This is a genomic window from Streptomyces sp. ID05-26A (assembly GCF_033794685.1).
Taxonomy (GTDB): Bacteria; Actinomycetota; Actinomycetes; order Mycobacteriales; family Pseudonocardiaceae; genus Lentzea.
Genome location: NZ_JARAYZ010000003.1, coordinates 811,888 through 835,246 on the forward strand (window position 1 = coordinate 811,888; position 23,359 = coordinate 835,246).

The following is a 23,359-nucleotide window of genomic DNA, read 5'->3' on the forward strand; positions in this document are numbered from 1 at the left end:
GGCCAACCCCTTCTGTGTCGGGAAATCAGGACGGCTCTGGAACGGCTCCGCGCAGGGCCTGCGTGCGCCGGATCAACTTTCCGTTGGGGGTGCGGGGTAGCGCGGGCAGCACGCGGATCAGCCTCGGCACCTTGTAGGCGGCCAGCCGGTCGCGGCACCAGCCGGCCAGCTCCCCGGCGGCGGGCCCGTCCTCGTCGGCCGCCACGTAGGCCTCGATCGACCCGGCGTGGATCACCACCACGTCGCTGATCCTGGGGTGCTGGCGCAGCACGGACTCGACCTCGCCGAGGTCGACCTTCAACCCGCCGATCACCACCAGCGAGTCGCTGCGGCCCAGGAGCCGCACGGCCCCGTGCTCGTCCTGCTCGGCCCGGTCGCAGGTCCGCAACCAGCCGGCGCGGTACCTGTCCACGTCGGAACCCCGCAGGTACGGGGTGCCGTCGGGCAGTTCCACCTCCAGCTCGCCCTGCTCGACCCGCAGCACGATGCCCGGTGCGGCCCGGCCGACCGCGGGCCGGGACGTTCCGCTGACGTCCATCGCGATCACGCCGGTCTCGGTGGTGCCGTAGGACTCGCCGAGGTGGACGCCGAACCGCTCCCGGAACGCCTCGGCGACCCCGGCGCTCATCAGCTCGCCACCGGACACCGCCGCCCGCAGGGAGGGCAGCACGGGCACGGACGTCGCCGTGGTCAGCAGCTCGTAGTGGAACGGTGTGCCGAAGATGAGGTGCACGTCGTGGTGCGCAGCCGTCGCGAGCACGTCCTTCGCGGACAGCCGTGGTGTGAACACCGCGGCCGCGCCGGCCACGAGCGAGTGCAGCAGCCCGGCGATCAACCCGAAGCTGTGCGCGGTCGAGCTGAGCAGCAACACCCGTTCGCCCGTCCTGGGCATCCCGTCGATCCTGGCGAACCGCTCGACCTCCGCCGCCAGTGACGCCGGTGTCCTGCCGATCACCTTCGGCTGTCCGGTCGAGCCCGAGCTGAACTGGACCAGGCGGTGCTCGGTCGCCGCCCGCTCACCTTCGCGGTGGTGTTCGGTCACCACCTCGTACGCGGCCTGGAACGCCATCGCGAACCGCCCGCCCGCCGTGGCCCGGACGCTGAACTCCGGGCGGCACAACGACCGCAGCGCGTCGACCTCGGCCGGTGCGAGCCGGTGGTCCACCAGCAACACCTGGGCCCCCAGCGACCACAGCGCGAACACCACCTCGACCTGGGTGCGGCTGGACGGGATCTGCACCAGGACCGTCGAGCCGTCCCCGATGCCGAACCCGCTGAACACCCCGGCTTCCTCGGCGGTGCCCGCGCGAACCTCGGCGCGGCTGACGACGTGCCTGTTGTGCACGAGGTAGGGCAGTTCGCCCGGATGCGCCTCGAACAGTTCGTCGAGCAGTGCCCGCATTCCGCCGCCCATCAGCTCTCCTTGCAGAATTCGCCGATCGGGATGCCCACGTGCCGCTGGTCGGTCGCCAGGTAGCCGAGCAGTTCGTCGCCCTGCTGGAGCTCGGTGACGTTGCGGACCTTGCCGCCGGGACCGAGCAGCCGGACGTGCCAGTCGTCCTGCACGGTCAGGCTGATCTCGACGCCGTCGACGGAGTGCGCGGTGATGCTGAGCAGCGGGCGGGACTCCAGCTTGGACCTGCCGACCACGACCCTGCGGGTGCGGCCCTCGGAGTTGACCGCGAGGACCGTGCTGCCGGAGTGCAGTTCGCTGAGGTAGTTGGTCCGGTTGTCCGGGCCGAGCACGTAGGAGTGCAGCGCGCCCGCGTTGACCCGGAACGGCCGGGTCGGCATGTAGGGCAGCGGATGGGTTTCGCTGCAGCTCAACAGGAAACCGGTCGAGAACGAGCCGACCAGGATGCCTTCGTCCTCCTCGAAGTGCGTGCAGGTGTCGACGCACACCCGGTCCCCGAGCCCGTGGTGCTCGATGCGGTCGACGACGAGCGTCGTCAGTTCCAGCTTCGGACTGGTCGTCTCCAGCATCCGGCTCAGCGCGAAGACCTCGGTCGCGTCCTTCGGCACCAGCAGCACACCCTCCGATCCGCGCTCCAGCACGTCGACCACGATCGACGCCTCCTCGAGGTCGGCGCAGACCGTGAACAGCTTTCCGGGCGCGCGGTCGGCCGAGGCCAGCACGATCTCCAACGGGATCTTGGTCGGGTCGGCGAACCGCACCACGCTGTAGGGCAGAGCGACGGCGGCGGCGCACGCGAGTTGGAGCGTGCGGTCGTCGTGCACGTCCACCCACGCCGCGACGGTCTCGCTGTCGCCTGCCGCCAGCACGAGCGCGTCGAGTTCGGCCTGGTCCGCCACGACGGTCGTGGTGACGCCGGTGAAGCCTTCGTCCTTGCCCACCAACACACTGGCGATGGTCGGGGGCAGAGTCGCCAGCACGGAGGGGTCGTCGGAAACGATGCCGTGCAACCGGGAGTGGATGGCGGCGTCCACGACGCCTTCGACGTGCTGCGGGGCCACGGTCCGGAGGTCGATCCAAGCGAGCGTCATCGGGCACCTGTCGTCATCGTCGGGATGAGGGAGAGATCGGCCTGGTGTGCCGCGGAATCCGGCACCCCGGTGTGCGGCCCGTGCACCACGGCGGCCAGCCTGGCCACCAGCGACGCCGGATTGGCAGAGGTGAAGACCTTGCGGCCCACGGCGAGGCCCGCGCAGCCCGCCGCCATCAGTTCGGTGGCGTAGGAGATGAGGTCGGAGCCGTCGACCGGTCCGCCCGCGGCGAGCACCGGGATCGGCGAGTTCGCCACGACCTCCGCCATCCGCCGCACCGGCAGGGTGACGGAGGTCTTCACCAGGTCCGCGCCGAGGTCGGCGGCGATGTTGACGACGTGGGCGAGCAGCGCGGGATCGTGCGGGTCGATGATCCGCGGTCCTCGCGGGTAGATCATCGCGATCAACGGCAGTCCCCAGGCGTCGCACGCCGTCGCGACCGCGCCGAGGTCGCGGAGTTGCTGTTCCTCGGTGTCGGAACCGATGTTCACGTGCACGCTGACCGCGTCGGCGCCCAGACGCAGCGCGTCCTCGGCCATGCCGACGAGCACCTTGGCGTTGGTGTCGGCGGCGTGGGCGGTGCCCGCGCTGAGGTGCACCACCAGAGCGCAGGAAGCCAGGACGGCCGGTGGCACCAGCCGCGCGCGTCCTTTGTGGACGATGAGGGCGTCCGCTCCGCCCGCCACCAGGTCCCCGAGCAGCTCGTGCCACCGGTCGTGGGGCACGACCGGGCCGTCGGACACGCTGTGGTCCAGCGGGACGAACAGGTGTCGTCCGTCGTTCGCCGAGGACAACCGGCGCATCCGGAATAGCTTTCCTGTATTCGTCATGCCGTCTGAACCCTCCTTTTCGAAAGCTGGTTCAGCGAAGAAGTCGAATGAAAAACTCTAGATCGGAAGGCTAGTCACGGCAGCTGGTTCCCAACAAATAACTCTTGCCCATGACTCGGGGGTTATACCGGTTCAGGCGAAACGAAATTCTTTCGTCGTGGGCCGTGTGGGCGTGTCGTTCCGTCCATTTGGACGGTTCCTGTTCCTGTCGATTCTCTAAGAAGTTTCTCATTTTCTTCTGACAGATTCTGTGGTGCCGCACGTATCGATGAAGAGCTGGAGGTGTCCTTGAACGGGCAGACGGATCCGGCGCGCGTGGTGGTGGCGTGCCACGGCGGGCGCGGTCACACGGGCAAGCTCGCCGCGGCGGTGCGGCAGGGAGCCCAGGACGTGGGCGGCGTCGACGTCGTGGCCATCGAGGTGGCCGAGATTACTCCTGAACAGTGGTTTCAGCTGGACGAAGCCGACGCCGTGATCTTCGGCGCCCCGACGTACATGGGGTCCGCGTCGGCCGCGTTCCACCAGTTCGCGGAGGCCAGCAGTCGCCGGTGGCTGACCCGGCGCTGGCAGGACAAGCTGGCCGCGGGCTTCACGAACTCGGGTGCGAAGGCCGGTGACAAGTCCGGGACGCTCGGGTATTTGACCACGTTCGCCGCCCAGCACGGAATGGTGTGGATCAACCTGGGCCTGCGTTCCGGGTGGAGCTCCACCAAAGGCAGTGAGTACGACCTGAATCGACTGGGCTTCTCGCACGGTGCCGCCGCGCAGTCCAACACCGACGAAGGGCCGGAACTGATGAACAAGGCCGATCTCCAGACCGCCGAATACCTGGGGAGAAGAGTGGCCACCTACGCGCGGATCGTCGTCGCGGGCAAGCGGGCGTTGACACTGTGAAAAACGTTCCCGGCGTGACCGGCGCCGAGGCGAGGAACCAGGGAAGCACACGGACCTGGGCGGTCGTCGCGGTCGCGGTCGCGGCGCAGACGCTGCTCTGGCTGGACAACTCCATCCTCAACATCGCCATGGAGACGCTGGCCGATCCGGTGCGCGGCCTCGGCGCGAACGCGGGGGAACTGGCCTGGGCGAGCAGTTCGTACTCGCTGGTCCTCGCCGCGGCGATGTTCGCGGGCGGCGCGCTCGGCGACCGCTACGGCCCGCGCGCCACCCTGTACGCCGGCTTGATCGTGTTCTCGGCGGCGTCGGTGTTCGCCGCGTTCAGCGGGAGCGCACTGGAACTGATCGTGACGCGCGGGCTGATGGGCCTGGGCAGCGCTCTGGTTCAGCCCGCGACCCTGTCGATCATCGTCCGAACGACGTCGGACGCACAACGCTTCAAGGCGATCGCGCTGTGGGCGGCGGCCAGCGGCCTCGGTGTCGCACTGGGCCCGGTGCTGGGCGGCGCGCTGCTGGCCCGGTTCTGGTGGGGCTCGGTGTTCCTGATCAACGTGCCGATCGTGCTGGCCTGCCTGGCCGGTGCCGTCGCCTTCGTGCCCCGGCTGCGCTTCGCGGACCGGCGCCCGCTCGACCCGTTCGGTCTGGCGCTTTCGGTGCTGGGGCTGGGTTTCCTCGTCTACGCGGTCATCGAGGGTGGTCAGCGCGCGGACTGGCTGGGCACCGGTGTGCTCGTCCCGCTGGTGCTCGGCATCCTGCTGCTGACGTGGTTCGTGCTGGTGCAGCGCTTCGCCGAACACCCGAGCTTCGACGTGAAGCTGTTCGCGGTGCGGCAGTTCGCCGGCGGCAGCATCGCTCTGCTCTTCACCTTCTTCGGCCTCACCGGAGTGCTGTTCGCCACGGCGTTCTACCTCCAGGGCATTCGTGGGCTGACGCCGCTGGGCGCGGGACTGGTGATGGTGGCCGCGGCCGCCGGGATCGTGGCGGGCAACCTGGTGTCGCCGCGGGTCACCAGTCACCTGAGCGTCCGCTGGACGGTCGTCGGTGGCATGGTGCTGGCCATCGCGACGTTCGCGAGTTACCTGGCGTTCGACCTGGAGACGCCGATCCCGTTGCTGGTGGCCGTGTTGTCGGTGCAGGGCTTCGGCATGGGCCTGATCAGCGCGCCGATCACCACCGCGATGATGGCCGTCCTGCCACCGAGGGTGAGCGGCGCGGGGGCCGCGATCAACAGCGCCATGCGGCAGGTCGGCGGCGCGCTCGGCACCGCCGTGCTCGGATCCGTGCTGACCGCGGACTACCAGCGGCACATCTCGCCGTCACTGCCGAGGCTGCCGGAGGCCGCCCGTGACCAGGCGGCGGAGTCGGCACAGGGAGCCAGGGCCGTGGCCGCCGCCGCGCGTGAGCCGTGGCTGGTCGACGCCGCGAACCACGCGTTCCTGCAAGCGATGTACACGTCCTCGATCTGGGCCACGCTGCTGTCCCTGATCGGGGTCGCGTTCGTGATCAGATGTTTCCGACCGGACAGGTGAGGCACATGGAGTTGGGACTTCGGCATCTGCAGGTCGTCGTGGCCGTGGCCGATGCGGGCAGCGTCAGCCGGGCCGCCGCCCTGTTGCAGATCGCCCAGTCAGGCCTCACCGCCCAGCTCGGCCGGATCGAGCGGGAGCTCGGCGCGCCGCTGTTCTTCCGCCGCCCGCACGGGGTCGAGCCGACCGAACTCGGCACCCACGTCCTCGTCGGCGCGCGGCTGCTGATCGGTCAGTTCGACGACCTGATCGCCGGGGCGCGCACCCGTGCGCAGGGCGGCGGGGAGGCGACGGTCCGGCTGGGAGGGGTGGACAGCCCGTGGATCTCCACCGTCGGCGCGGCGCTGCGCGGTCTGCTGCCGGACCACGAGCAGATCACCTACGTGGAGGAGAGTTCCGAGGCGGTCGTGGAGCTGGTGCGCACCTCACGGCTCGACCTCGGGGTGATCACCGAGCACCCGGACGCCCCGGCGCCGAAACCGCACCGGCTGGTCTTCCGCGACCTCGGCGTCGAGCCGCTGCTGGTCGGCCTGCGCTTCGATCACCCGGAGGCCGGACGCGACCGGATCAGCCTGGCCCACCTCGCCGAGTACGACTGGATCGCGCCGACCGACAGGACCGGCGGTCTGCGGCAGAGCCTGCGCACCGCCTGCGAGCGCGCCGGGTTCGTGCCGCGGTTCCGCCACTTCGGCGCCGACCGCGGCACCGCGGCGGGCATCGTCGGTTCCAGCACCACAGTCGGCCTGTTCCCCGTCACCTCGGCTCCCGTGCCGGACGTGGTGTTCCGTTCCCTTGCCGACGAACCGCTCTGGCGCCGCACCATGCTGGTCCTGCGGCCGGGTTCGCCGGTGGCGGGCGTCGCGGCTGACCTCGCCGCCATGGCTTCCGAGACGTGTTTCAGCGCCCGCAAGCCCTTGTTCGTGCTGGAAACCGACCCGGTCGGCTACCTGCGCGCGATGTGAGCCCTCGGCGTCTTGGCCCGCCGCAGCGCCGCCCGCGTCACCGAGATGGGCGCGGTGCAGGAGACGGGGTCGCGGGTGCCACGGCGGGCAGGTCCACCGTGAACATCGCGCCCGCGCCGGACCTGCCTTCGGCGGACACCGTGCCGTGGTGGGCCTCCACGACCTCGCGGACCAGCGACAGACCGATGCCGAACCGCGGGCCGCGCCCGGCAGTGCCGCGGTGGAACCGCTCGAACAGCGACCGTCCGTTCGCCTGGTCGAAGCCGACCCCGTTGTCGCGCACCGACAGCCGGACCGTGTCCGGGATCGGCACCCGCAGCGTGACGACCACCCTGCCGCCCGCCGGCGTGTGGCCGATCGCGTTGTCCACCAACGCGGTCACCACCCGGCGCAGCGCGGACGCGTCACCTGGCACCAGGAACGGACCCGCTTCGCGCTGGACCTCCAGCACCAGGCCCGTCTCGCTGGCGCGTGCTTCCTCCGCCGCGACCACCTCGTCGGCCAGTTCCGCCAGGTCGACCAGGTCCGACTGCGGCTGTTCGGCGGAGATCGCGGAGCGCAGGATGTCGTCGACCACGTCACCGAGCTGGCGGGTGCCGTTGACCAACCGGCGCATCTCGACGGTCAGGACCTCCGGGCACTCCAGTTCGTCCACCTGACGCGACAACAGTTGTGCTCGCAGGTGCAACTGGGTCAGCGGGGTGCGCAGCTCGTGGCTCGCGTCGGCGACGAACCGCCGCTGCCGCGCCAGGGCCTCGTTCAGCGGCGCAGTCGCCTGGTCGTAGAGGAAACGGCTCCCCGCAGCGACGACGACGCCCACCGTGAGGGCGGTCAACAACAACGCCACGCTGAACGCGAACAGCAGATTCTGCCGCTCCAGGGCGTGGAACCGCTCGTCGTAGACGATCTGCACGGCCTCCGCGCCGCGCCGCTGGGTGAGCACGCTGTAGGTGTTCCCGTCGCGCTCGACCTGCTCGAACCGCGGCGCGCCGGCGTGGCGCAGACTCTCGGCCAACGGGAACCCGGCGGGCAGTCCTGGCGTTCCGGCCACCACTCCGTCGCGGTCGACGACCAGCCAGGTGCACACGGGTGGGCTGGAGATCGACGAGTGCTCCATCGCCCACAGCAGGTCGTCGCGGGTGTCCTTCTCACGCATGCTCGCCGTGACGAGGTAGATGAGGAGCTCGATCAACAGCACGATCATCGTGGCCAGCAGCGTCAGCCGAGCGGTGATCGACCAGCGGGCTCGGGTGAACGTGCTGTGTTCCGGTGTGGTCGCGGTCATCTCAGACGGAGCCGGCGCGGTAACCGAGACCGTGCACGGTGCGGATGACCTCGCGACCGAGCTTGCGGCGCAGGTAGTGCACGTACGTGTCCACTATGGACTCCGAGGTGGCTTCCGGGAACACTCGCGCGCGCAGGTCCGTGCGCCGGCAGATGACGTCGGGGGCGGCGGCGAGCATGCGGAGCAGGTCGCATTCACGGGCGGACAACGTGACCGAACCACCCTGCGACGTCAGCACTTCGCGTTGGCGCAGGTCGAGGTGACCCCGGCCGAGGGGGAGCAGATCGGTGTGCTCCAGATGTCTCCGGTGCAGCGCCCGCACCCTGGCGACCAGCTCGTCCACGTCGAACGGCTTCCCGAGGTAGTCCTCAGCACCGGCGTTCAGCCCTCGCACCCGCTCGGCGACCTCGCTACGACCGGTCAGCACCAGGATCTTCGAGGTCACCCCCACCCGCCGCAGCCGGACTACGAGGTCGAGTCCGTCGATCGCGGGCAGCCCTCGGTCCAGCACCATGATGTCCGGCTTGCGGCTCAACGCGAGGTGCAGCCCCTGCTGCCCGTCCAAGGCCACGTCGACCTCGTAGCCCTCGCTCGTGAACAGTTGGGCCAGCATCGTCGCCGTCTCCTGGTCGTCCTCGACGACCAGGAGACGAATCGGCTCCGGCGCCTGGGCAGGATTCGGCACGGTGACACTCTTCCAGGTTTCGCGCCGTGCTCACATCCCCCGCGTCGAACTCGAGCATCGTGCTGGTGAAACAGACCGCGACAACTGGGCGAGCCTGTGATCACCTCATGCCGGAAGCGTGCGCTGATCGTCGTCTCGGACGCCGGCTTGACCGCCGCTGAGGCCCAGGTGGGATGTCCAGGGAGGAACCAGCCGGACAGAGGTGTTCGGTGTTCGGTTCTGACCTGTAGAGGCCCAGCCGTCGGCAAGCGTGCGGTTGCAGGGCAGTGAGTCTGCCGCGCAGTTCGCGGGACCAGGTCTGGTGGGTCTGATCACGCAGGTCTGGGCGCGTTCGTCGGAATCCTGGTTGACGCGCTCTCCTTCGTCTGAACCGCAGTCAGTGGAGCGAGTTCGCGTCAGCTGTCGCCGAACGGACTTCGAATTGGCTCGTGATCGACCTTTCGCCACTCGACGATCCGCGTTCCATCACAGGCATCTGACCCGCTGCTGATCCATCTGGTCCGACTTGTCCACATCGTCACCCGACAAGGTTCTGTCGTCGGCATGAGCGCGTCTCGGTGCGGCACGCGATCAGCGGGATGAGCGGACCCCGATGCGTCGTGATTGTGAGCACAACTCTCGTTCTGCGGTGTCAGTGCTGTGGGCGTTCGAGGTGTCGTTCCACGTAGTCGGTCACGCGTGTCCATGTGCTGACCGGGCCGTGCCCGTCACCGAGTGCCAGACGTAGAAGACCCGCGGGTGGATCCGTCGGGGTCCTGATTCGACGGCCTCGAACGAGATGATGACAGGCGGGTGGAGCACCTGCTCCACAGTGGGCAGGACCAGCAGCGCCAGGTCATCCAGATATCTGTCCTGGCGGGGTGGGACCACTAGCATGATGATCTTTAGTGGCACGAGCAGTGGTACGAGGACCGGGCGACGGGCCGCGATCTTCTCGACCGCTCAGCGGACATCGGCGGTGAAGTCTCTGCCTTGTCCGCCAGCCCGTGGAATTCCCGGAAGCGGTAGGGTGAGCAGGTCGGACAACACTAGAGGTCCGGGCTGGCTCATCGTCTTCGCGGCGTGCTGCTTGATCGCGGGCACAAGGCGGTGTGGACGTCGAGGGAGCGCCTCTGGTGCGACTGCCGAGCCACCCCCGGCGACTGGTGCGTGCAGTCAAGTGGTGACTTCTTGGTTGTGCCTGGCAGGCTGTGTGCATGGCGGATCTGACCGGGCGGATCGCGACATTGGTTGCGGCGTCGAACCAGCATTTCTACGTCGAGGACATTGATCTTCGAGAGCCGCCGGACGCGCTGGACTTCTCCGATCCTCACCGCTGGTTGCTGGTGATGCGCAACCGTCTCGCTCTGGTCAGTGAATCAGCGGTGCATTCCGACGTGCTGGCAACACTGGAATCCTGGAGTGGTGAACCGTCGCGCGTGGACGGAGCCGGAAGCTGCCAGGACGACGTGGTGGAATTGGGCGCCGGGACGGTGGAAGTCCGGGAGCTTGGTGGCGAGCTCAGGCGCGGTGATGCGCTTGAACTCGGGGCAGGCGGGGTGTTCCACGTTCGTGCGTACCGCACTGGTGGCGGTCAGCCTGTCGTTGACGAGTTCCGTCGGACAGGCGAGATCGTGCCCGGACGTGAGAGGTTCCTGATCCAGTTCTGGCCTGCAGTCGCTCGACAGTAGCCCTAGTGGTGGGGGTAGGTGGCCGGCCGCGACGGCCACCTACCCCTGGGGCTACGCGGGTCCGCGTACCTCGATCTCGTCGAGCAGAGTCCAGGCAGTTCCGTCGTCCACGACGACCTTGACGAACCGGCCGGACTTCGGCTGTGCCCCGTCCTTCAGGTTAATGGCCCTGTATGTCTTCGTCTGCAGCCCGGCGCTGACGGCGGGGATGTAGATCGAGCTCACCTGACTGAAATTGTCGCCGTCGTTGGAGATCAGGTACTTGACGTTGGGTGGCAGGAAGGCGTAGTCCTGCCTGACCTGCAGCCAGTTGCTGTTGATCTCAGTGATCGGGCGTGCGGTGCCGAGGTTGACGGTGAGCTGTAGATGCCGGCCAGGACGCACGCCCGAATGCGCCGAACTACGTCTACGACGGGGTGGGGCGGCTCACCAGGTAGTCGTCGAGAAGGCCCATGAACTGGTGGTACGCGGCAACCGGTTGTCCGGCACGTCCCAAGCTTTCAGCGGCGAACCTCAGCACGCGGCGGGCATCGGTCGCCCACAGGTGGCCTGGGTTGGTGATGGCCAGCAGGACCTGTGCCAGCCCAGTGTGTCCCTCCCGGTCCGGCCACACCTGCAGCATGGCCTCGGCAGCGGCACGCACTACGACTGCGGTTCGTTCGTCCGGCAGGTCATCTCGGGTCGCGCGCTGGACCAACGCGTGCACCCGCACTGCCCGCGATGGCGAGTCTGGACTCAAAGTGATCAGGCTAAGCCGGTGCAAGCATCCCAACCCGTCCCGCGCGTCGTGCTCGTCGATGACCCGTCCAGCCGTTTCGGTGAGCACCTTCAGCACGGCGGGTGCGATGAACACCCGAGTGGAATTCCGTTGGCGTCCAGGACACTTGCCACCTCCAGCAACGGCCGCGCAACACCCTCTGGCACCAACCGGTCGGCCTGCTGCAACGACAACGACCACGTTGCCGCCACCGTGGCCCGATGCTCGTCGGGTAACGCATCGGGCTCGGGCACCACACTCGCCAGCCGCCGCTCGACCAGCCGAACCTGATACGCGGCGCAGGACAGGTGACGGTCCAGCATGTAGGCCGCGGCCTGCGCCAACGCCAGCGGCAAACATCCCAGCTCCACGGCCAGCTCGGCTGCGCCAGCCACCAGGTGCGGCTGCTCCGCCAGCGAGGCCCGCAGATACCCCTCGGCTTCCTGCGGTGTGAACACGTCGACCTCGACCAGGCAACGTCCGTGCTCACGCAGTGCGGCATCACGGCGCCGTGTCGTCACCAGCACCCGCCCGCATGTGGTCGCGGGTGGCCACAGCCCACTTAGATCCGCAGGGCTGTGCACGTCGTCGAGCACGACCAGCCATCGGGCAGATGCTGTGGACAGCCATTCCAGCAGCCGCCGCGCACCATTCTCGGGGTCAGGTTCCTCGACGCCGGTGAGGTCGGTGGCCAGGCGTGCGAAGCTGGACACGATCGTCTCCCTCGATGACGCCGTGACCCACACCCACAACTCCACTTCACCCGCGGCCCAGAGTCGATGGGCGTAGTCCAGCGCGACCTGTGTCTTCCCGACCCCGCCCATTCCCGACACCACACCGGTGTGCACACCTGAGTGGCCGGTCAGCACCGCCGTGTCCCCGCGTTCCGGCGCTTGCGCCAACAGGCGTGTTGTTCCCTCGCGGTTCTGAAAGCCGCCGCCCGCGGCAGCGCGACACCAGCCCGACAAGGCAAAGTCACGGCCGGCCGGTGTGCCTGGTGGTGATGGACGTGCACGTCGCCCATCACTCCGGAGTTCGCCACACCGCCGTGTTCGGCCGTCGCCTCACCCGTGTTCTGGAGCTCCACCACGTCACGCGCGGCGGCAGGCCGGGACTCTTGAGTGGTCACGAGCGGGGAACATGCCGCACACCGGTATTGGCCACCGATCCCGACCCTTCGGCGACCGCCTTCCCCGACCCGGTCACCCGTACGGCAGCCGCGTCTCTCTCGACGGTCTCCACGCCGGTGTTCGCCACGCCTCCCGCCGTGGCTTTGGCGTCACCGGAGCCTTCGACCACCACCTCGCGGGCCTGAGCACCGTTCGGCATCAGGTTCTCTCCTTGCGGCCGGGGTAGCAGGTACGGAGCGCCCAATGCGACCAGTGCGACAACACCGCCAACACTGCCGCCCACCTTGTCGGCCCTGTCCAGACCGACCACGAACTGGTACACCACCAGACCAGCCACGATCACACCGAAAACAACCCGACCCACCCACACCCACCGTGCACTGCGCCGAACGGCCACGATCTACCCCACCTGACAACCGATCAGGCCAGCGGCCCTGGCCTGCATCCGATTGGCCCCAAACTCGTACCCGGCATCTCGCTCACATCTCGAGCAGCGTCACTTCCGCCTCCTCCGTCCAGGCAGCTGCACAAGGCCAACACCGGCTTGGCGGCTGCGACCGGGTGTTGGCAAATGCGGTTCAGATGGCCGCTGGTCAGGCGGTCGAAGCGACTGGAGGCGGCCCGTGGCGGCCGCGCAGAAGATCAAACGAGGCGCCTGCAAGAGCGCGCAGGCACTCGAGAAGGACGTCCGGACCTGGATCGCCGACTGGAATACCCACCCCAGGCCGTTCCTGTGGACCAAGACCTCCGAAGAAACCCTCTAATCACTCGCACGCTCTTGCAGGCGGATTTCCGGCGCAGGACGCCAGCGTCGACCGGTCGGGAACCTTCACGCTTGCCGTTGTTCGCCCAGGTGCGTCCTTGCGGTGGCGCGTTCGGCAGGGAGAAGCACCGAGATCGCGAACCGCCAGCCGTTCCCGTGTCGGCAAGCGACGTGCGCGGATCCCGCGCCGAGCACGAGTGCCATGCCGCCGCGTTGTAGAACGTGCTGCTGCACGGCGACGTACCTGGTCTCGAGCAATGATCTCGCGATGAGGCGGCGGCCACGTAGCTCCGGCCCGCCGATCACGCACAGCGCGTCCTGTTCGAACAGCTGTGGCAGGGCTGTGCGGTCGCGGAGCAGGATGGCGTCCTCGAGCAGTTGGTCCAATTCCTCCGGAGTGCGGGCGGGTGGCATGCCTTCCGCCTAGAACAGCAGTCCGTGGCGTTCGGCGAGCGGGCCTGTGGCCGCGAAGTCGACGTCGCAGCCGTACTCGGCGGCCATGTCCGCTAGCGCTGACGGCGCAGGTGGCTCGGTCAGCGCGCCCAGAGCGCGGAACAGGTGCTCCAGGCCCGACGGCGAGATGATCTCGAGAACGCGCGCGGGTTCATCGCCCGCGTTCCAGAACGTGTGCCACTGGCCGCGCGGTTTGAAGATCAGGTCACCAGGGCCGCCGACGATCTCCTCCTCGCCCAGCAGCACGCCGACCTTTCCTTCCAGCACGAAGCTGTACTCGTCCTCGCGGCTGTGACGGTGCACGGGTGCGGCAAGTGCGCGGGGTGCCATTGCGTGCTCGACGAGCGCGAACCGGTCGCAACTGGTCAGGTATCTGTCGGTGACTGCGGCCGGGTCGCCGGTGATCTCACCGGTGCCAGCGGTCAGGATCGTGGTCATGGGGCTCCTCCTTCGTCCTGACCCGAAGTTAGGAGCGGACGCTGCCGAAGCCCATTCCAGGTTTCTGGTATTTCTCGCGCACCAGCCAGACTCGTAGTCTGACTCGGTGGACGCGTTGCGGCGGGCCGGCGACGAGATCGCCAGACTCGCGGGCAGGCAGCTGGACCTCGTGTCGTTCTGGCGCGAGGCGTCCGGCGTGCTGAGTGACGCCGTGCCGCACTTCCTGTCGCCGTGCTGGTACACATTGGATCCCGCGTCCCTGCTGATCACGAGCCACTTCCAGGAGGGACTGCAGGAGTTCCCCGCGGAGTGGCTCACCGCCGAGTACTTCGCCGACGACGTGCACAAGCTCACCGACGTCAGCAGGTCGGCGAGCGGTGTGTCCACTTTGCACGAGGCCACTGGCGGCGACCCGTCGTCCAGCTCGCGGTGGCGGGCGAACATGGAGTACGGCGCCGACCAGGAGATGATCGCGGCACTGCGCACGCGGTCCGGCGAGGTGTGGGGCGCGGTCGGTCTCTACCGGGAACCGGGACGGCCATTGTTCGCCGCCGCCGAACTCGGCTTCATCCGGTCCGTCGCGCCGCGGTTGGCCGAGGGCGCGCGCCGGGCTTTGCTCGTGGGTGAGGCCGGTGATCCGGAAGGGCCGGAGGCTCCTGGTCTGCTGGTGCTGAGCGAGGACGGCGCGGTCGAGTCGGTCACGCCGGGCACCGAGCGGTGGCTCGACGACCTGCCCGACGGCGGCGACGGCCACCTGGCGTCCTCGGTACTCGCGATAGCGGTGCGGGCGTTGCGGTCGGGCTCGGATGCGGGAGATTCCGGTGAGGTCGCGATGTCAAGGGTGCTGACGCGGTCGGGCCGGTGGGTCGTGCTCCATGGCGCGAGCCTCGTCGGGCCGGGGTCGCGGCGCGTCGCGGTGATCGTCGAGCCCGCCCATCCCGGACGCATCTCGCCGCTGCTGATGTCCGCGTACGGGCTGACCGAGCGGGAGCAGGAGGTGACCCGGCTGGTGCTGCAGGGCAGCTCCACCACCGAGATCGCCGCAGCTCTGGTCGTGTCGGCGCACACGGTGCAGCAGCACCTCAAGAGCGTGTTCGACAAGACCGGTGTGCGGAGCAGGCGCGACCTCGTGGGGAAGATCTTCTTTGCGCACTACGAGCCTCGGGTCCGGGACAACGAACGTCGTGCGGCAGCAGGACGACCGCTGCGCGGCGGTCCGTTTCCCGGCTCCGAGTGATCGAAACTGGTTCTGTGCCCAGGTTGATCGCCCTACTCAGTTGATTTGCCTAGCCCTTGTTTGGTGGCGTAGCCGAGTGCGTTGAGGTCGGCGATCCACTTGTGGCGCCAAGTGCGATGATCGCATCGAGTGGCGTAGAGCTCCAGTGCAGGAAGATGTGGCAGAGGCGCATGCTGCGGCAGTCGTTGACAACTCCTGCCGTGCAGGCTGGTTGCAGCTGTTGAACTCCGCGAGGATGGCTTCGTGGCCGTCCTCATCATCGAGATCCATGTCCCCTTCCCCCTGGAGCCGGTTGTGGCCGAGGGTGAGTATCCGTTTCCTTGGATCGATGTGATCGAGGACTTCCTGGGCGAGTTGGAGGAACAAGGCGAGATCGAGGTCTTCGACGACGGCGAGGAGCACGAAGACGCTTACATCTTCTTCGTCACCGGTGCGGACGAGCGCGATCTGTTGGCCGCAGCATCGCGCACCGCGAAACTCGAGGGCGTTCCTGCAGGCGTGTTCGCCGTGATCAGTGACGACGAGGCAGGGGAGTGGGGAGTCGGCCGTCGAGTAGATCTGCCGCTGAACTGAGTGACCCCTGGTTCGGGCACCGCGCCTTCGTGCGGTGCGTGCGACTGCTCGATGCGATCCTCACCGAGGTTGCCTCTAGCTGTTACGACGCTTCTGGCACACGGTAGGAAGAACAGGGATAGATCAGCGCCGCCAGGCACCGAACTGCTTCGCAACGGCGCCATCCACATCGGACAACAGCGGGTAGTCGGATCCGTGGGTGGTGGAGATCTCGCTCTGCTTGTTGACCGCGTCCGGGCTGATCCCGATCCGGTGTGCCCCGAACACACGGAACTCTCCTGCGAGGTCACGGAAATGACAGCTCTCCTGGGTGCAGCCGCCGGACAGCGCTGCCGGGTAGAAGAACAGCACGACCGGGCCGTTGGCCAGGAATTCCGACAGCGTGCGGAGTGTGCCCGTGTCGTCGGGAGGGGTGAAGTCGGGGCAGGTGTCTCCTCGTTTCATGCTGATGCTTCGGATCGGCGGTCGGCGCAGATGCAGCCCGCGGCTGCGGCGGACGGGCGTTTTCCTGCTCAGCCGCGGGGAAACGTGGAGGACAGCATGGTCCTGCCGTTCTCGTCACGGACGACGAAGCCGTAGGCGTTCGCGCGCAGGACTGAGCTGTTCAGGTTGCATTTCATGAGGTTCGTGCCCGTGCCGATGAATGAGCCCGCAGACACCTCACCTCCGTCGTTGCCGGTGACGGCGACCCGGTAGGTCTGTCCGGAGGCGAATCCGCGGCCGTCGAGTTTGATCTCGACTCCCCAGGTGTGCGGGACTATCGAGGCCTCGGCCGTCACTCCGGGGGCCTGCTGGGCGAGTGCGACCGGCTCGATCGGCACGGAAGGGCGCAGCAACCACCAACTGGTGGCCGCGACCGCCAGGACGGAGGCAGCGGCGGCTAACAGCAGCCGTGTGCGTACCCGCCGTCCGCGCTGGACGTCGAGCCGCCGCGCCACCGAGTCTTCCAGATGCGCGGGCACCGTGACGGTGTCAGCGTTCACGCCGGCGAGCGCGCGTGCCACCGGGGCGAGTTCGGCGACGGTGTCCTGGCAGGCGGCGCACCTGTCCAGGTGGTCCCGCACGGCTTGCAGTTCGGAGCCCGTGAGGTGACCGAGGACGTAGGCGCCGAGCAGTTCGGTCCGCCGTTCGTGCACGGAGTCGTTCACCGCCGCACCCCCATCTCCTGCATGGCCAGCCGCAGTGCCTTCAGTCCGAAGAAGACGCGGCTGCGCAGCGTCACCTGCGACACATCCAGCTCGGTTGCGACGTCCTGGTAGGACCGGCCGCGCAGGTAAGTCTCCACCAGGGCTGTGCGGTGGTCGTCGCTGATCCTCAGCAGGGCCTGTTCCACGAGACGTTGGTCGAGCACCGCGTCCGCGTGATCGGAAACGCTCCCGGCGGGCTCTGCCGCCACGGCGTCGAGCCGCCGGTGGTGCCGCGCACGTGCTCGCGCCTCGTCGATGACGACGTTGCGCGCGATCGCGAACAGCCACACGCGCAGGCTCGCCAGCTCCGGGTCGAAGCGGTCCGCGGACCGCCACGCTCTCAGGAACACTTCCTGCACGGCCTCCTCCGCGGCCTGGCCGTCCCCGAGCTGCCGGAGCGCGAAGCGGTACAGCTCAGGTCCGTGCGCGGCGTAGACCTCCCGGAGGTCCAGATCCACCCGCTTGCCGGTGATCGCCATGAGCTCCCCATCGCCGCACCTGAAATCCAGTTCGTGGCACAGCCCGTCATGGATGGGTCGGAATTGTTCGGTTCGCCCTTCAACACCGGATGGGGACGTGTCGTAGACACCCGTGTTCCGCGTTCACGGCCTTTGGGAGAAACCATGCGCATCGTCCGCACGACCGTCATCGCCGCCGCGGCGGCACTGCTCGCCGGTGTGCTCGGCGCGGCCCCCGCCTCGGCGTCGGGCGACCAGCTTCGCGTGCACCTGCTCACTGACGACGGCGTGCTCAGCACTCGCACCTGGTCGTCCCCGCTGTTCTCCCAGCACCGGGTCCGCGTCACCGGCCTGAAGGCCCACGACCGGCTCGCCGGCATCGACGTGCGACCCGCCACCGGCGTCCTGTACGCGATCGGACGCTCGGGCCAGCTCTACACCCTCGACGCCCGCACCGGCCGGGCCACCGCGGTCGGGTCCCCGATCGCGCTCAACGGCACGGCGGTCGGGTTCGACTTCAACCCGACCGTGGACCGCATCCGCCTGGTCACCTCGACCGGCCAGAACCTGCGGCTCGTTCCCGACACGGGCGCACTCGCCGCCACCGACGGTCCGCTCGCCTACGCATCGGGCGATCGTGCGGCGGGCTCCACGCCGAGGGTGTCGGCGGCCGGTTACACCAACAGCGTCGCCGGCGCGACCTCCACCACGCTCTACGACCTCGACAGCACCAAGGACGCGCTCGTCACCCAGGGCACCGCGGCCGGGGTCACGCCGGTCGTCTCCCCGAACACCGGCCAGCTCTTCACCGTCGGCAAGCTCGGCATCGATGTCGACAAGGCCAACGGCTTCGACATCGCCACCGTCAACGGCCGCCATCACGCCCTTGCCGCCGTGCGGCCGGGACTGTCGTTGCTGGGCGGCTCGCTCCTGGTGAAGGTCAACCTGGAGACCGGCCGCGCCTCGGTCGTCGGACTCGCGGGCGGCGAGGTCGTCGGCGTGGCGTTCGCGAAGTAGTAGTCAGAGGCCGGGACGTCGATGCCGGAACGGCACCGGCGTTCCGGCACCGGCTGGGCTGGTGCTCACTGAACCGGGAGCGCGTGGTTGAGGAACCGCATGATCGCGAAACGTGCCGTCTGGGCGGGGAGCGATCCCCAGACCAGGTCGAAGCAGTGGTCCGCCTGCTTGAGCGCCACGAGCGTCGGCAGTTCGACGGCCATCAGGTGGCCACCACGCTCACGATCGTCGGCCTGCTCCTGGTCCGCCTACGCGACCGCCTGGCCGCAGCCGAACGCTTCCGAGACCGTTTCACCGCCCTGCCCGCCATCACCGCCGGGCTCGTTCTCGTCGTGGGCCTCGGGCTGACCTTCCGAGCCCTGTTCGAATAGGAGACGTGATGCGCGTTCCGTTCCTGCTCCTGTGCTGCGCCATCAGCCTGATCTCCTGCTCCTAGCCACCCGATCCCGGCCCGGTCTTCGACAACGAGAACGGCGCCGAATTTGCCTGCCTGCGCCACCAACCCAACCGCCAGGGCCGCGCTACACCGACGAGTCAATGCGCAACACCGGCGAAACCCTGTCGCTACTGCGCTACTACACCGCACACGGACGCAAACCCTTCTGCGACAGCCAAAAACCCACCGACATCGACAAGCAATGGGCCCAGCTCTACGTGACCCTCGGCGCCGACCGCGCCAACGTCACCGCGCTGCTCGGCTGAGATCACCGCACACGCAGCCCCAGTTCCGTTCTCGCACGAGGACAGTGGCGTGCACGCCCGGACCCTGTCGCCGCGAGTTCCGACCCGCTCAGGCCCGCTGACGGCACGATCAAGGCGACCCGTGACAGTCAAGGACCGGACTGGGCAGCACAAGTCCCGGCCACCCGAAACATCGGGGAGACGTAGACGCTGGTCGATCTCTTGCTACCGGCGCTCGCCGGTACGACTGGATCGGCGCTCCGATCAGTGCTGACGGGCCCGCTCTGTTGGATCTCGAGCTTCGGTTCCGGCTCTGCCGTGCAGGCGCGGCAGAGCCGGTAGAACACCTCGTTCATCGCGTTTCACAGAGCAGCACGCTGCTCGCATGCGGGGATTGCCGCTGTCGATGAGCAACATGATCGGGTTTCCTGCAGCAAGCAATACGCCACCGAATCATTCAAAGTGGACGCGCTCTCGTGATCAGGAAAGCGTCGAGGTCGTCCGGCACCGCGACGGCTGGGAAGTCGGTTTTCAGCACGGTCAGCCGCGCGTTCGGCTGTGATGCCATCACTGAGTTCACGGCGCAGCCTCCGGCGTCGCCGTATCCGATGACGAGAACCTGGGAGCCCGTCGGGCTCGGTGATCCCCCTGCGGGCTCAACGGTGAGCGTGGCTTCGCTGAACTCGTTACGACAGGGTCCGGGCCAGCGCGCGACCCGCGGCGCGGCCGGAGAAGATGCAGCCTCCCAAGAACGTTCCTTCCAGAGCGTTGTAGCCGTGCACGCCACCGCCACCGAATCCGGCGACCTCGCCGGCCGCGTACAGCCCGGCAAAGGGTTCGCCGTTGGGGCGCATGACCTGCGAGTCGAGATTGGTCTGCACACCGCCGAGGGTCTTGCGGGTGAGGATATTGAGCCGTACGGCGATCAGCGGGCCGTGGGCGGGGTCGAGGATGCGGTGTGGCTTGGCAACTCGCGCGACCCGGTCGGCGATGTAACGGCGAGCGTTGGCGATCGCCATCATCTGCAGGTCTTTGGAGTACGGGTTCGACACCTCGCGGTCTCGGGCGACGATCTGGTGTTCCAGCGCTGCGAGGTCCAGTTGTGGGCCTCGGGATAGCTTGTTCATGCCCTCGACGAGGTCGGGCAGCGTCTCGGCGACGACGAAGTCCACACCGTGCCGTTTGAACGCGTCAACAGGGGCGGGTGCGCCTTTGCCGACACGGCCTGTCAGCGTGCGCTTCAAATCCTTGTCTGTCACGTCGGGGTTCTGTTCGGAGCCGGAGAGCGCGAACTCCTTTTCCAGGATCGACTGGGTCAGCACGAACCAGGAGTAGTCGTAGCCGGTGGCCAGGATGGCCTTCATCGTCGTGTTGGTGTCGAATCCGGGAAAGTTCGGCGCGGGCAGCCGCCGACCGGTTGCGTCGAACCACATCGACGACGGCCCGGGAATGATCCGGATCGCGTGGTCCGGCCAGATCGGGTCCCAGTTGTGGACGCCCTCGACGTAGTGCCACATCCGGTCGGCGTTGACGACGGCTCCGCCGGCGGTCTCCGTGATGGCGATCATCCGCCCGTCCACGTGGGCGGGGACACCGGAGATCATCGTCTTCGGGCACGGGCCGAGCCGTTCGGTCGGCCAGTTGCGCCGGACGAGGTCATGGTTGTGGCCGATGCCGCCCGAGGTGACCAGGACGGCTTTCGCGCGCAACTCGAACTCGCCTGCCTTCACGCGCGATGAGGCTTTGCCCCGTTCGAGATCGCTGGGCTCGAGTACGGTGCCGCGCACACCGACCACCGCACCGCCCTCGTCGAGGACCAGTTCGTCGACCTGGTGGCGGAACGCGAACCGGACCAAACCGCGCCTCTCACCATCGAGGACTGGTTCGGCGAAGACACGGACGACCTCCGGCCCGGTGCCCCAGGTGAGGTGGAAGCGGGGTACCGAGTTGCCGTGCCCTTCGGCGCTGCCGCCGCGTTCGGCCCACCCGACCAGCGGGGTCACCCTAAGGCCGAGGTCACGCAGGTACTGTCGCTTTTCTGTGGCGGCGAACCGGACGTAAGCCTGCGCCCACTGTCGTGCCCAGTGATCTTCCTCGTCACGGTCGAAGCCCGCAGAGTCCATCCAGTCCTGCAACGCCAGTTCGTAGGAGTCCTTGACTCCCAGACGTCGTTGCTCCGGGCTGTCGACGAACAGCAGGCCGCCCAGCGACCAGAAGGCCTGGCCTCCCAGGTTGGCGCGGTTCTCCTGCTCGACGACGAGCACACGGCGACCGTCGCGGACCAGTTCGTGCGTCGCGACCAGCCCTGCCAAGCCCGCGCCGACGACGATGACGTCAGGTTCGAAAGTCATGATCGTCCTTTGGTTTCGGTGCTGTAGGCCGTCATCACCCGCGCGGCCAGATCCGCGCGGCGCTGCCAGACGGCAGGATTGTCCGGATCCATCAGGCATTGCAGGGTCGTGCCGTCGTGGACGGCGACCAGCGCCTGCGCGAGAGCGGTCGGATCCGGCGCGGTGCGGCCGATCCGGGCCAGCAGGGTTTCCAGAAATGGCGCGATGGCGTCGGTGATTGCATCCTCGCGCGCGGTCATTACCCGGCGCAGCGCCGGGTTGCGCAGGGCATGTGCGGAGAACTCGGCGCTGACGCGATACCAAACGTCGTCCACCTGGGCGGCGGGGAGCAGGTGTTCGACGATCGACCGCACGTCGGTGACATCGGTGCTCGCCACATGCTCGAGTGTCGCCCGCATCACTGTGATCAGGTCGTTGGAGCGCTGTTCCCACATGGCCAGGAACAGCTCGTCCAACGAGGCGAAGTTCGAGTAGAACGCACCCCGTGTGTAGCCGGCGCGAGCGCACACCTGCTCGACCGTGGAACGGCCGAAGCCCTCCTCGGCGAACACGAGTGCTGCGGCGTCGAGCAGCCGCCCGCGGGTCTCGTTGCGCCGCTTGGTCACCCGAGCACCCTGTTCACCGTCCACGTGTCGCGGCGAGGCTGCCGGTGTCGGCTTCACGACGGGTCACCTCCGGCGGTAATTCGATACATCCGTGTATCAGATACGCGACTGTATCCGATACACGGATGTATCCGGAAGTGGGTGGGCTACGGCGCCAACGCCTGATCAGGAAGCGTGGCTACCTGGCCGGACGACGTCATGCGGAACCACAAGGCAGCAGCCATGACCGCGCTGGCGACGCCGAGGACGGTGAGTGCGGGCCGCAGGCCTCCCGCTGCCGAGGCCACGCTCGCGATCACCAGCGGAGAGAGGAACTGACCCACGAACAGCGTGCCCGTCCACAGGCCCGTGCCACGGCCGCGGTGCGCGAAGTCGAGCTGGTCCAGCGCCCAGGTGAGCAGCGTCGGCAACAGCGCTCCGGTGCCGAGGCCGGTCAGCACGGCGCCCACTGTGATCACCGGCACCGCGTCCGACGCCGCCACCACGACAAGCCCCACCGCCGACAGCAGGAACTCACCGATCAGCAGCTTCTTGCGTCCCAGAACGGCCAGGCGTCCGAACGCCGCGCCACCAGTGGCGGTCGCAATCGCCATCACGGCGCTGATGAGACCAATGAGACCGGTGGACGTGACGCCCGCTGCGTCGAGCACGTACGACAGCTGCACGATCAACGCGTAGAACACGATCCCGCCGAGGAACGTGACACAGCACGGCGCGAGGAGCTTGCGCCACGGCACAGGTGACCGCAGCGCGCGTTCCGCAGGAGAAGGCGTCGGCGCCCACAGCGACCGCGCCATCGGGATCACCAGCACCAGGGAGACGAGGTACATCCAGAACGGGGTGCGCCAGCCGTTCGCGCCGAGCAGTCCTCCCAGCAGCACGAACAGGGTGGCGCTGATTGCCGCCACGGTGGCCTGCAGGCCGAGGTAGCGGTTGCGCCTCGCGCCGGACCAGTAGTCACCGATCAGCGTGGTGCAGCACGTCATGATGGCGGCCTCGCACACACCGACCATTACACGGCTGCCGATGATGGCGCCGAGGCCGTCGAGGTAGAGCGGAGCCGTGCCGAAGATCGCATAGGCCACCATCGCGGCGACGAGCAGCCGCACCCTGCCCAGCCGGTCGACCACCACCCCGGCGAACGGCGACGCGAGACCGATCATCAGTGCGGGCACGGTCAGCACGATCGGAACCAGGACCGCCACGCCGGGTGTCGCCCCGAACTCCTTGGCCATCAGCGGAAGCACGGGCGCTATCAGCACCGCTCCGAGTACCGACATCGAACTCGCTGCGAGAAGCAGGATCAACTGAGGCATGCCCGCCACGCGGGTGCTGCCGTTGCCGTTCATGGT

Annotated in this window: 29 protein-coding genes; 11 read left to right on the forward strand and 18 right to left on the reverse strand. The window is 68.1% G+C overall.

Annotation, left to right across the window (positions count from 1 at the left end; genetic code table 11):
- Positions 1 to 25: 25 nt before the first annotated feature.
- The 3 genes from PV646_RS30960 to PV646_RS30970 are packed head-to-tail and all read right to left on the reverse strand — an operon-like array spanning position 26 to position 3,335.
- On the reverse strand, positions 26 to 1,414 hold the full coding sequence (locus PV646_RS30960; protein WP_500345814.1) for a class I adenylate-forming enzyme family protein: 1,389 nt from the start codon (positions 1,412 to 1,414) through the stop codon (positions 26 to 28).
- Complete coding sequence (locus tag PV646_RS30965) at positions 1,414 to 2,505, reverse strand: 3-dehydroquinate synthase II family protein (RefSeq protein WP_500345815.1); 1,092 nt, start codon at positions 2,503 to 2,505, stop codon at positions 1,414 to 1,416. Before PV646_RS30965 ends, PV646_RS30960 begins: the two co-directional genes overlap by 1 nt.
- Positions 2,502 to 3,335, reverse strand: coding sequence for a 2-amino-3,7-dideoxy-D-threo-hept-6-ulosonate synthase (locus tag PV646_RS30970; RefSeq protein WP_500345816.1), 834 nt, complete (start codon positions 3,333 to 3,335; stop codon positions 2,502 to 2,504). The genes PV646_RS30965 and PV646_RS30970 overlap by 4 nt, the downstream gene beginning before the upstream one ends.
- Before the next feature lie 288 nt (positions 3,336 to 3,623).
- Here PV646_RS30970 and PV646_RS30975 point away from each other — a divergent pair, with 288 nt between their 5' ends.
- From PV646_RS30975 to PV646_RS30985, 3 genes are read left to right on the forward strand one after another with little or no spacing between them, the layout of a single operon-like run.
- The gene (locus PV646_RS30975; protein ID WP_500345817.1) at positions 3,624 to 4,229 is read left to right on the forward strand and encodes a flavodoxin family protein; all 606 of its coding nucleotides are present in this window, start codon (positions 3,624 to 3,626) and stop codon (positions 4,227 to 4,229) included.
- A gap of 14 nt (positions 4,230 to 4,243) precedes the next feature.
- Positions 4,244 to 5,758, forward strand: a complete 1,515-nt coding sequence (locus tag PV646_RS30980; protein ID WP_500345818.1) for an MFS transporter — start codon at positions 4,244 to 4,246, stop codon at positions 5,756 to 5,758.
- 5 nt (positions 5,759 to 5,763) lie between these two features.
- Positions 5,764 to 6,717 (forward strand): LysR family transcriptional regulator, encoded by a 954-nt coding sequence (locus PV646_RS30985; RefSeq protein ID WP_500345819.1) that lies wholly within the window; start codon positions 5,764 to 5,766, stop codon positions 6,715 to 6,717.
- A 37-nt stretch (positions 6,718 to 6,754) separates the two neighbouring features.
- Here the strand turns inward: PV646_RS30985 and PV646_RS30990 are convergent, their stop codons facing one another.
- Together PV646_RS30990 and PV646_RS30995 are read right to left on the reverse strand one after the other, a co-directional pair.
- Positions 6,755 to 8,002, reverse strand: coding sequence for a sensor histidine kinase (locus tag PV646_RS30990; RefSeq protein WP_500345820.1), 1,248 nt, complete (start codon positions 8,000 to 8,002; stop codon positions 6,755 to 6,757).
- A gap of 1 nt (position 8,003) precedes the next feature.
- Positions 8,004 to 8,687, reverse strand: coding sequence for a response regulator transcription factor (locus tag PV646_RS30995; RefSeq protein WP_500345821.1), 684 nt, complete (start codon positions 8,685 to 8,687; stop codon positions 8,004 to 8,006).
- 1,196 nt (positions 8,688 to 9,883) lie between these two features.
- Here PV646_RS30995 and PV646_RS31000 point away from each other — a divergent pair.
- Positions 9,884 to 10,357, forward strand: coding sequence for a hypothetical protein (locus PV646_RS31000; RefSeq protein WP_500345822.1), 474 nt, complete (start codon positions 9,884 to 9,886; stop codon positions 10,355 to 10,357).
- A 51-nt stretch (positions 10,358 to 10,408) separates the two neighbouring features.
- Here the strand turns inward: PV646_RS31000 and PV646_RS31005 are convergent, their stop codons facing one another.
- The 4 genes from PV646_RS31005 to PV646_RS31020 form a co-directional block, all read right to left on the reverse strand.
- Entirely contained in the window at positions 10,409 to 10,741 is a 333-nt protein-coding gene (locus PV646_RS31005) for a discoidin domain-containing protein (protein ID WP_500345823.1), read from the reverse strand.
- A 22-nt stretch (positions 10,742 to 10,763) separates the two neighbouring features.
- Positions 10,764 to 11,192 (reverse strand): hypothetical protein, encoded by a 429-nt coding sequence (locus PV646_RS31010; RefSeq protein WP_500345824.1) that lies wholly within the window; start codon positions 11,190 to 11,192, stop codon positions 10,764 to 10,766.
- Positions 11,186 to 12,016 carry an NB-ARC domain-containing protein gene (locus PV646_RS31015; RefSeq protein ID WP_500345825.1) on the reverse strand — a complete coding sequence of 277 codons (831 nt, stop codon included), beginning with the start codon at positions 12,014 to 12,016 and terminating at the stop codon, positions 11,186 to 11,188. Before PV646_RS31015 ends, PV646_RS31010 begins: the two co-directional genes overlap by 7 nt.
- 223 nt (positions 12,017 to 12,239) lie before the next feature.
- On the reverse strand, positions 12,240 to 12,581 hold the full coding sequence (locus tag PV646_RS31020) for a hypothetical protein (RefSeq protein WP_500345826.1): 342 nt from the start codon (positions 12,579 to 12,581) through the stop codon (positions 12,240 to 12,242).
- A gap of 286 nt (positions 12,582 to 12,867) precedes the next feature.
- Here PV646_RS31020 and PV646_RS31025 point away from each other — a divergent pair, with 286 nt between their 5' ends.
- Positions 12,868 to 13,008, forward strand: a complete 141-nt coding sequence (locus tag PV646_RS31025) for a hypothetical protein (RefSeq protein ID WP_500345827.1) — start codon at positions 12,868 to 12,870, stop codon at positions 13,006 to 13,008.
- Positions 13,009 to 13,073: 65 nt separating this feature from the next.
- Here the strand turns inward: PV646_RS31025 and PV646_RS31030 are convergent, their stop codons facing one another.
- Positions 13,074 to 13,421 (reverse strand): hypothetical protein, encoded by a 348-nt coding sequence (locus PV646_RS31030; protein WP_500345828.1) that lies wholly within the window; start codon positions 13,419 to 13,421, stop codon positions 13,074 to 13,076.
- A 9-nt stretch (positions 13,422 to 13,430) separates the two neighbouring features.
- Positions 13,431 to 13,898 (reverse strand): cupin domain-containing protein, encoded by a 468-nt coding sequence (locus PV646_RS31035; RefSeq protein ID WP_500345829.1) that lies wholly within the window; start codon positions 13,896 to 13,898, stop codon positions 13,431 to 13,433.
- A gap of 106 nt (positions 13,899 to 14,004) precedes the next feature.
- Here PV646_RS31035 and PV646_RS31040 point away from each other — a divergent pair, with 106 nt between their 5' ends.
- On the forward strand, positions 14,005 to 15,135 hold the full coding sequence (locus PV646_RS31040) for a helix-turn-helix transcriptional regulator (RefSeq protein WP_500345830.1): 1,131 nt from the start codon (positions 14,005 to 14,007) through the stop codon (positions 15,133 to 15,135).
- Positions 15,136 to 15,378: 243 nt separating this feature from the next.
- Complete coding sequence (locus PV646_RS31045; RefSeq protein ID WP_500345831.1) at positions 15,379 to 15,708, forward strand: hypothetical protein; 330 nt, start codon at positions 15,379 to 15,381, stop codon at positions 15,706 to 15,708.
- 123 nt (positions 15,709 to 15,831) lie between these two features.
- Here the strand turns inward: PV646_RS31045 and PV646_RS31050 are convergent, their stop codons facing one another.
- From PV646_RS31050 to PV646_RS31060, 3 genes are all read right to left on the reverse strand, one after another.
- Entirely contained in the window at positions 15,832 to 16,152 is a 321-nt protein-coding gene (locus tag PV646_RS31050; RefSeq protein WP_500345832.1) for a peroxiredoxin, read from the reverse strand.
- A gap of 68 nt (positions 16,153 to 16,220) precedes the next feature.
- On the reverse strand, positions 16,221 to 16,856 hold the full coding sequence (locus tag PV646_RS31055; protein ID WP_500345833.1) for an anti-sigma factor family protein: 636 nt from the start codon (positions 16,854 to 16,856) through the stop codon (positions 16,221 to 16,223).
- Complete coding sequence (locus PV646_RS31060; protein WP_500345834.1) at positions 16,853 to 17,374, reverse strand: sigma-70 family RNA polymerase sigma factor; 522 nt, start codon at positions 17,372 to 17,374, stop codon at positions 16,853 to 16,855. The genes PV646_RS31055 and PV646_RS31060 overlap by 4 nt, the downstream gene beginning before the upstream one ends.
- 144 nt (positions 17,375 to 17,518) lie before the next feature.
- On the opposite strand from PV646_RS31060, the gene PV646_RS31065 reads away from it, so the two are divergent.
- Positions 17,519 to 18,370 (forward strand): DUF4394 domain-containing protein, encoded by an 852-nt coding sequence (locus tag PV646_RS31065; RefSeq protein WP_500345835.1) that lies wholly within the window; start codon positions 17,519 to 17,521, stop codon positions 18,368 to 18,370.
- Between the two features lie 65 nt (positions 18,371 to 18,435).
- Here PV646_RS31065 and PV646_RS31070 read toward each other — a convergent pair whose 3' ends face one another.
- Positions 18,436 to 18,573 carry a hypothetical protein gene (locus PV646_RS31070; RefSeq protein WP_500345836.1) on the reverse strand — a complete coding sequence of 46 codons (138 nt, stop codon included), beginning with the start codon at positions 18,571 to 18,573 and terminating at the stop codon, positions 18,436 to 18,438.
- A 3-nt stretch (positions 18,574 to 18,576) separates the two neighbouring features.
- Here PV646_RS31070 and PV646_RS31075 point away from each other — a divergent pair, with 3 nt between their 5' ends.
- The 3 genes from PV646_RS31075 (at position 18,577) to PV646_RS31085 (ending at position 19,613) form a co-directional block, all read left to right on the forward strand.
- Positions 18,577 to 18,741: a hypothetical protein gene (locus PV646_RS31075; protein ID WP_500345837.1), complete on the forward strand. Its 165-nt coding sequence runs from the start codon at positions 18,577 to 18,579 to the stop codon at positions 18,739 to 18,741.
- A gap of 166 nt (positions 18,742 to 18,907) precedes the next feature.
- Positions 18,908 to 19,072 (forward strand): hypothetical protein, encoded by a 165-nt coding sequence (locus tag PV646_RS31080; protein ID WP_500345838.1) that lies wholly within the window; start codon positions 18,908 to 18,910, stop codon positions 19,070 to 19,072.
- A 364-nt stretch (positions 19,073 to 19,436) separates the two neighbouring features.
- A complete protein-coding gene (locus tag PV646_RS31085) occupies positions 19,437 to 19,613 on the forward strand; it encodes a hypothetical protein (protein WP_500345839.1) in 177 nt (58 codons plus the stop codon).
- Positions 19,614 to 19,737: 124 nt separating this feature from the next.
- On the opposite strand, the gene PV646_RS31090 is transcribed toward PV646_RS31085, so the two are convergent.
- From PV646_RS31090 to PV646_RS31100, 3 genes are all read right to left on the reverse strand, one after another.
- Entirely contained in the window at positions 19,738 to 21,402 is a 1,665-nt protein-coding gene (locus tag PV646_RS31090) for an FAD-binding dehydrogenase (RefSeq protein ID WP_500345840.1), read from the reverse strand.
- Positions 21,399 to 22,007: a TetR/AcrR family transcriptional regulator gene (locus tag PV646_RS31095; RefSeq protein ID WP_500345841.1), complete on the reverse strand. Its 609-nt coding sequence runs from the start codon at positions 22,005 to 22,007 to the stop codon at positions 21,399 to 21,401. Before PV646_RS31095 ends, PV646_RS31090 begins: the two co-directional genes overlap by 4 nt.
- A 146-nt stretch (positions 22,008 to 22,153) precedes the next feature.
- Positions 22,154 to 23,356 carry an MFS transporter gene (locus PV646_RS31100; RefSeq protein ID WP_500345882.1) on the reverse strand — a complete coding sequence of 401 codons (1,203 nt, stop codon included), beginning with the start codon at positions 23,354 to 23,356 and terminating at the stop codon, positions 22,154 to 22,156.
- Positions 23,357 to 23,359 lie beyond the last annotated feature (3 nt).

Excerpts from the sequence above, each read along its gene's own strand:
- PV646_RS31085 (WP_500345839.1), top strand. The coding sequence starts at position 19,437 with ATGCGGGGATTGCCGCTGTCGATGAGCAACATGATCGGGTTTCCTGCA.
- PV646_RS31000 (WP_500345822.1), top strand. The coding sequence starts at position 9,884 with ATGGCGGATCTGACCGGGCGGATCGCGACATTGGTTGCGGCGTCGAAC.
- PV646_RS31060 (WP_500345834.1), bottom strand. The coding sequence starts at position 17,374 with ATGGCGATCACCGGCAAGCGGGTGGATCTGGACCTCCGGGAGGTCTAC.
- PV646_RS31035 (WP_500345829.1), bottom strand. The coding sequence starts at position 13,898 with ATGACCACGATCCTGACCGCTGGCACCGGTGAGATCACCGGCGACCCG.
- PV646_RS30970 (WP_500345816.1), bottom strand. The coding sequence starts at position 3,335 with ATGACGAATACAGGAAAGCTATTCCGGATGCGCCGGTTGTCCTCGGCG.
- PV646_RS31080 (WP_500345838.1), top strand. The coding sequence starts at position 18,908 with ATGCGCAACACCGGCGAAACCCTGTCGCTACTGCGCTACTACACCGCA.
- PV646_RS31090 (WP_500345840.1), bottom strand. The coding sequence starts at position 21,402 with ATGACTTTCGAACCTGACGTCATCGTCGTCGGCGCGGGCTTGGCAGGG.
- PV646_RS30960 (WP_500345814.1), bottom strand. The coding sequence starts at position 1,414 with ATGGGCGGCGGAATGCGGGCACTGCTCGACGAACTGTTCGAGGCGCAT.
- PV646_RS30990 (WP_500345820.1), bottom strand. The coding sequence starts at position 8,002 with ATGACCGCGACCACACCGGAACACAGCACGTTCACCCGAGCCCGCTGG.
- PV646_RS31070 (WP_500345836.1), bottom strand. The coding sequence starts at position 18,573 with ATGGCCGTCGAACTGCCGACGCTCGTGGCGCTCAAGCAGGCGGACCAC.
- PV646_RS31030 (WP_500345828.1), bottom strand. The coding sequence starts at position 13,421 with ATGCCACCCGCCCGCACTCCGGAGGAATTGGACCAACTGCTCGAGGAC.
- PV646_RS30985 (WP_500345819.1), top strand. The coding sequence starts at position 5,764 with ATGGAGTTGGGACTTCGGCATCTGCAGGTCGTCGTGGCCGTGGCCGAT.
- PV646_RS30965 (WP_500345815.1), bottom strand. The coding sequence starts at position 2,505 with ATGACGCTCGCTTGGATCGACCTCCGGACCGTGGCCCCGCAGCACGTC.
- PV646_RS31050 (WP_500345832.1), bottom strand. The coding sequence starts at position 16,152 with ATGAAACGAGGAGACACCTGCCCCGACTTCACCCCTCCCGACGACACG.
- PV646_RS31100 (WP_500345882.1), bottom strand. The coding sequence starts at position 23,356 with ATGAACGGCAACGGCAGCACCCGCGTGGCGGGCATGCCTCAGTTGATC.
- PV646_RS31065 (WP_500345835.1), top strand. The coding sequence starts at position 17,519 with ATGCGCATCGTCCGCACGACCGTCATCGCCGCCGCGGCGGCACTGCTC.